General features: G+C 59.9%; 7 protein-coding genes. 4 read left to right on the top strand and 3 right to left on the bottom strand.

Features of this window, described 5'->3' with window-relative positions:
• The 4 genes from AC2FNN_RS21020 to selD all read left to right on the top strand — a co-directional run.
• Positions 1-304 (top strand): Na+/H+ antiporter subunit E (locus AC2FNN_RS21020; RefSeq protein WP_496760407.1); only part of this gene is annotated, 304 nt, incomplete at its 5' end.
• Complete coding sequence (locus AC2FNN_RS21015; RefSeq protein ID WP_152457439.1) at positions 301-570, top strand: K+/H+ antiporter subunit F; 270 nt, start codon at positions 301-303, stop codon at positions 568-570. The genes AC2FNN_RS21020 and AC2FNN_RS21015, both read left to right, overlap by 4 nt.
• Before the next feature lie 7 nt (positions 571-577).
• Positions 578-964 (top strand): Na+/H+ antiporter subunit G, encoded by a 387-nt coding sequence (locus AC2FNN_RS21010; RefSeq protein WP_171633669.1) that lies wholly within the window; start codon positions 578-580, stop codon positions 962-964.
• 5 nt (positions 965-969) lie between these two features.
• Positions 970-3,129, top strand: a complete 2,160-nt coding sequence (gene selD, locus AC2FNN_RS21005) for a selenide, water dikinase SelD (RefSeq protein WP_496760404.1) — start codon at positions 970-972, stop codon at positions 3,127-3,129.
• On the opposite strand, the gene mnmH is transcribed toward selD, so the two are convergent.
• The 3 genes from mnmH to AC2FNN_RS20990 form a co-directional block, all read right to left on the bottom strand.
• Positions 3,120-4,172 (bottom strand): tRNA 2-selenouridine(34) synthase MnmH, encoded by a 1,053-nt coding sequence (gene mnmH, locus AC2FNN_RS21000; protein ID WP_496760402.1) that lies wholly within the window; start codon positions 4,170-4,172, stop codon positions 3,120-3,122. The genes selD and mnmH overlap by 10 nt on opposite strands.
• Positions 4,173-4,219: 47 nt before the next feature.
• A complete protein-coding gene (locus AC2FNN_RS20995) occupies positions 4,220-4,885 on the bottom strand; it encodes an SOS response-associated peptidase (protein ID WP_496760400.1) in 666 nt (221 codons plus the stop codon).
• 43 nt (positions 4,886-4,928) lie between these two features.
• Positions 4,929-5,216 (bottom strand): hypothetical protein (locus tag AC2FNN_RS20990; RefSeq protein ID WP_496760398.1); only part of this gene is annotated, 288 nt, incomplete at its 5' end.

The following is a 5,216-nucleotide window of genomic DNA, read 5'->3' as shown; positions in this document are numbered from 1 at the left end:
ATACATGCTGGTGGTGCTTTGGGATATCGTGGTTGCAAACGTGACAGTGGCCCGGATCATCCTGTTCAAACGCAATGATGACCGCCAGCCCAACTGGGTCTGTGTCCCGCTTGAACTGCGCACCCCCGAAGCGATCACGGTTCTGGCAGGCACCATCACGATGACACCGGGCACCGTCAGTTGCGATCTTTCGGCCCAGGGGCGCAACCTGCTGGTACATTGCCTCGACGCGCCAAACCCCGACGAGGTGCGGGACCAGATCAAACAGCGCTATGAACGTCGCCTGAAGGAGATTTTCGAATGATCGACTACGCGATTTATTTTGCATTTGCCTGTTTCGGTGCGGCGATCATGATGTGTCTGTGGCGTATCATCACCGCTGACGGGGTCGGCACTCGGGTTCTGGCTTTGGACACTATGGTGATCAACACCATCGCCCTGATGATCCTATATGGGCTGGATCAGGGGACCGAGATCTTCTTCGAGGCCGCCATGATCATTGCCATGCTCGGTTTTGTTTCCACCGTGGCCTACGCGCGCTTCATGTTGCGCGGCAACATTATCGAATGAGGGCGGGATGACATTCATCGTGGAACTGCTGATCGCCTTTTTCCTGATCGTCTCGGGTATCTTCGGCTTTGTCGGGTCTTTTGGCATGATCAAGCTGAATGACCCAATGTCCCGCCTGCACGCGCCGACCAAGGCGACGACCTTGGGGGTGGGCGGCGTGCTTCTGGCTTCGATCGTGCATTCTGTTCTTCTGGAAGGAAAGCTGTCCCTGCACGAGCTGCTGATCACACTGTTCCTGTTCCTGACCGCTCCGATCACGGCCCTGTTCATTGCAAAATGGCACATACACCGGCATGAAAAACCCGAAGACCTGCCGGATGCCGGCGAGGATGAACTTTGGGCCACCCATGCTGTCGAGCAGGTAGAAGACGTTCCGGATCATAGCGCGAATTGAATCCTATGCATATTCCTCCGCTGCCTCTGACCCGCGATCTGGTTCTTGTTGGCGGAGGTCACACTCACGCGCTGCTGCTGCGCAAATGGGGAATGGGCCCGTTGCCCGGAGCGCGAGTAACCGTGATCAATCCCGGCCCGACGGCCCCGTATTCCGGAATGCTGCCAGGCTATGTCGCCGGGCATTATGACCGGTGGCAGCTGGACATCGATCTGGTCAGACTGGCCCGTTTCGCAGGCGCACGCGTCATTCTGGGCGCGGTCGACAGAATTGATACTGATCGTCAGGAAATCCATGTTCCCGGGCGTCCTCCGGTAGGTTTCGATGTGGCATCGATCAATGTTGGGATCACTTCGGACATGCCCGCAATGCCCGGCTTTGCGGAACATGCCGTACCGGCCAAACCACTGGGACCATTCGCGGCACAATGGGCTGCTTTTCTGGCAAGCAGCGGCCCTGCCTCGGTCGTCGTGATCGGCGGTGGAATCGCCGGGGTTGAATTGGTCATGGCGATGGCTCACGCGCTTGGGGCCAAGGGTCGGCCAGCGCAGGTTACGCTGATCGACAATGCCTATGCTCTGACGGCCACCAAACCCAAAGCGGCCGAGACGATCCGCCGTACGATGCAGGATCTAGGTGTAGAGGTGATCGAAAACGCCGCGATCAGCCGGATCGCTTCGGATCACGTCGCATTGCAGGACGGGCGCAAAATCCCGGCCGGTTTCGTGACAGGTGCGGCCGGAGCCCGCCCGTATGGCTGGATCGAAAAGACCGGGCTGGACCTTGAGGATGGCTTCATCCGGGTAAACAGCTACCTGCAATCCAGCGATCCCGTGGTTTTTGCCGCCGGTGATTGCGCCCATCTGGCGGACAATCCCAGACCCAAGGCCGGGGTTTATGCAGTGCGCGAAGCACCGGTTCTGTTCGACAATCTGCGCGCGGCGCTGGGGGCTGGACGGATGCGCAAGTACGTCCCGCAGAAAGACTACCTGAAGCTGATTTCGCTGGGCGGCAAATCAGCGCTGGGTGAGCGGTTGGGGGTGTCCCAAAGCGGAGCGATGATGTGGAAATGGAAAAACCACATCGACCAGACCTTTATGAACAAGTTCCGGGACCTGCCGCAGATGAGGCCCCCTGCGCTGCCGCGCGCACGTGCCGCCGGGCTTGTCGAGGCGCTGGGTGAAAAACCGATGTGTGGCGGATGCGGAGCCAAGGTCGGGCGCGGAGCATTGCAGGTGGCGCTGAAATCGCAGCCCGCCCCCATTCGCCCGGATATCATCCCCCTGCCCGGCGACGACGCGGCTCTGCTTCAGACGGGCGGGGTTCGGCAGGTCATGACATCAGATCACCTGCGGGCTTTTACCAATGATCCCGTACTTATGGCGCGCATCGCCGCTGTTCACGCCTTGGGGGATGTGTGGGCCATGGGGGCCACGCCTCAGGCTGCCACGGCAACGATCATCCTTCCACGCATGTCGGCTGCCCTGCAACGCCGTACCATGTCGGAAATCATGTCGATCGCAGGAGACGTCATGCGGGACGCCGGTGCCGATATCGTGGGCGGGCACAGCTCCATGGGTGACGAGATGACAATCGGCTTCACACTGACCGGCCTGTGCGAAGCCGCCCCGATTACGCTGGCCGGCGGGCAACCGGGCGACTGTCTGATCCTAACAAAACCCATAGGAAGCGGCGTTCTTATGGCGGCCGAGATGGCAGGCCAGGCCAACGGTGCCTGGGTCGCCGCGGCCTTCCGGCACATGGCGCAGCCGCAGGGCACGGCGGCCCGCATATTGGCCGGGGCCCATGCGATGACCGACGTGACCGGGTTTGGTCTGGCCGGACATCTGCAAGGTATCTGCGACGCTTCCGGATGCGGGGCCATGATGGATCTGGGTGCCGTGGAGGTGATGGATGGCGCGCAGGAACTGACGGACCGGGGCGTTCGATCAACCCTTTTTGCAGATAACAGGGCAATAGCACCCGCCCTGCCCGCCGAGGGCAAAGCCGCCCTGATGTTCGACCCGCAGACAGCAGGCGGCCTGCTGGCCGCGGTGGCGGCAACGGACGCCGATACCGTCCTGAATGACCTCAGGAACGCTGGATATCCGGCCATGGCAATCGGTGAACTCACCGATGTACCGGGCCTGCGTCTTCAGGACTGATCCAGAAGGGTTTCGATCCGGGTGGCCGCATCGCTCAGGCCGGCATCGTTCAGAACGGCGATCTCAATATCGGCCAGCACCTCGACGGAACGGGACCGCCGCGACTTTGCGTATGCCGGGTCATAATGCTGCTCCATCAGGGCCTGGGTCAGCACCTGTTTTTGACCTGCTTTGATCAGCTGCATCCAACCATCCACAACCTCGTGCCCGCGATGAAAGCGCAGCGGCGACAACCGGTCCCGCAAACGGTCGCCGTCAGACAGGATGTCGTCATAGGCCTGAACGAGATAGGCGGCGCGCGCCTCAAGCGGAGCCATTATGTTCACCCGTGGTGCTGCGCACAAAGCGTTCCACAGGCTGGGCGGCAGTATCAGGCTGCCGATCTTGGAGGATTCCGCTTCGATGACAACCGGGCGCGCGGTATCCATCGCACAAAGCGCCCCTGCCAGGGCCGATTCAAAAGCTTTCTGGCTGGGCTGGCCGCCCGGTCTTTCCCCCAGCAGGGAACCCCGGTGATTGGCCAGTGCTTCGAGGTCAAGAACCTGCACCCCGCGTGACAGCAGAAGGGCCAGCAATTCTGTCTTGGCCGTTCCGGTATATCCATCCAGCGCCACCAACCGATGCGGCAACGGATCATCGTACAAATACGCATTCACCAGCCTGCGATAGGTGCGATAGCCGCCCTCAATCACATCCGCGCGCCAGCCGATTTGTTGCAGCATCCATGTAAACGACCCGGAACGCTGTCCGCCACGCCAGCAATAGACCAGAGGGCGCCAGCTGCCATCGTGGTGGCTCAGATGTTGCTCGATGTGGTTGGCCGCATTGCGGAACACCAGAGCAGCCCCGAGTTTACGCGCCAGAAACGGGCTTTCCTGTACATACATGGTGCCGACACGGGCGCGTTCCTCGTTATTTAGAACCGGCAGATTGATCGCGCCTGGCAGATGATCTTCAGCGAACTCTGCCGGGCTGCGCACATCGATGACTAAGTCAAAAACATGCGCGTAAAGCTGTGTCAGATCAGAAAAAGTCAGGGCCATGCGGAAGGTCTAGCTTGCCGCGTTTGCAAAGAAAAGGCCACAGGCCTTCACATGTGCAAAGGCTCGATCAAATCAGGCCCGCTGGCCCGGTTCGAGTTCACGACCGGATCAACGCGATGAAAAGTCAGCACATCCTCTGCCCCCGGCTGCATCAGACGAGCAGCCCCCTTTCCCGCTTCTCCCAGCCATAATGACCAATGCTCGGGCTCGAGGATGAGGGGCATCCGATGATGGATGGCGGCAAGGTTTTCGTTGGCCGCCGTCGTCACTATGGCACAGGTGCCCTGACGGTTTTCATCCACCCCCCAGTCCTGCCAGATCCCCGCAAAGGCAATGGGGGCGCCGTCCCTGCGATGGATGTACCAGGGCAAGCGCGTTCCCTCGTCCGTCTTGGTCCATTCGTAAAACCCTGTTGCGACAATCAGACAGCGACGCGACCGGCAGGCATCGCGAAAGGCAGGCTTTTCCGCCAAAGTCTCGGCGCGGGCGTTGATCAGCAACGGCCCGGCGGATTCCGTCTTGTACCAATGTGGCAAGAACCCCCAACGCAGCGCATCCAGACGCCGACCTGATTCCCCACCCCGAACCACATGTACCTGATTTGTCGGGCAAACGTTGAAGTTCGGCACGGTTGGCAACGCGTTTGCCGGGCGCGCGGAAAACAGTTGCGCCATCGCGTCATTGGGAAGAGTTATTGCAAACCGTCCGCACATGGGTAATCAACCGACGATACAATCTTGATACTGGCACAGGATCTCACGGGATCACATGGAAAACCCAAAAACGCAATCCCTCAAGAGCAAAGCGATGGCCCTTTTGGACGCAGGCAAGCTTTAACAGGCGCTGAAAAAAGCCCAGTTGGGCATCAAGAAATTCCCCAAGGACTCGGATTACCAAGCCATCGCCGGTTTCGTTTTGACCGAGATGAAGCAGTACAGAAAATCCATTCCGCATTTCATTGAAGCCTCGCGGATGAAGCCCGATGATCCGCAGTTTGCCGAGAACCTGGCAAACGCTCTGATGCAGACAGGGCAAATTGTGCAG

This window comes from Ruegeria sp. BHSA118 (assembly GCF_059613405.1).
This window is presented reverse-complemented; position numbering and strand designations above follow the sequence as displayed.

Excerpts from the sequence above, each read along its gene's own strand:
- AC2FNN_RS21015 (WP_152457439.1), top strand. The coding sequence starts at position 301 with ATGATCGACTACGCGATTTATTTTGCATTTGCCTGTTTCGGTGCGGCG.
- AC2FNN_RS21010 (WP_171633669.1), top strand. The coding sequence starts at position 578 with ATGACATTCATCGTGGAACTGCTGATCGCCTTTTTCCTGATCGTCTCG.
- selD (WP_496760404.1), top strand. The coding sequence starts at position 970 with ATGCATATTCCTCCGCTGCCTCTGACCCGCGATCTGGTTCTTGTTGGC.
- mnmH (WP_496760402.1), bottom strand. The coding sequence starts at position 4,172 with ATGGCCCTGACTTTTTCTGATCTGACACAGCTTTACGCGCATGTTTTT.
- AC2FNN_RS20995 (WP_496760400.1), bottom strand. The coding sequence starts at position 4,885 with ATGTGCGGACGGTTTGCAATAACTCTTCCCAATGACGCGATGGCGCAA.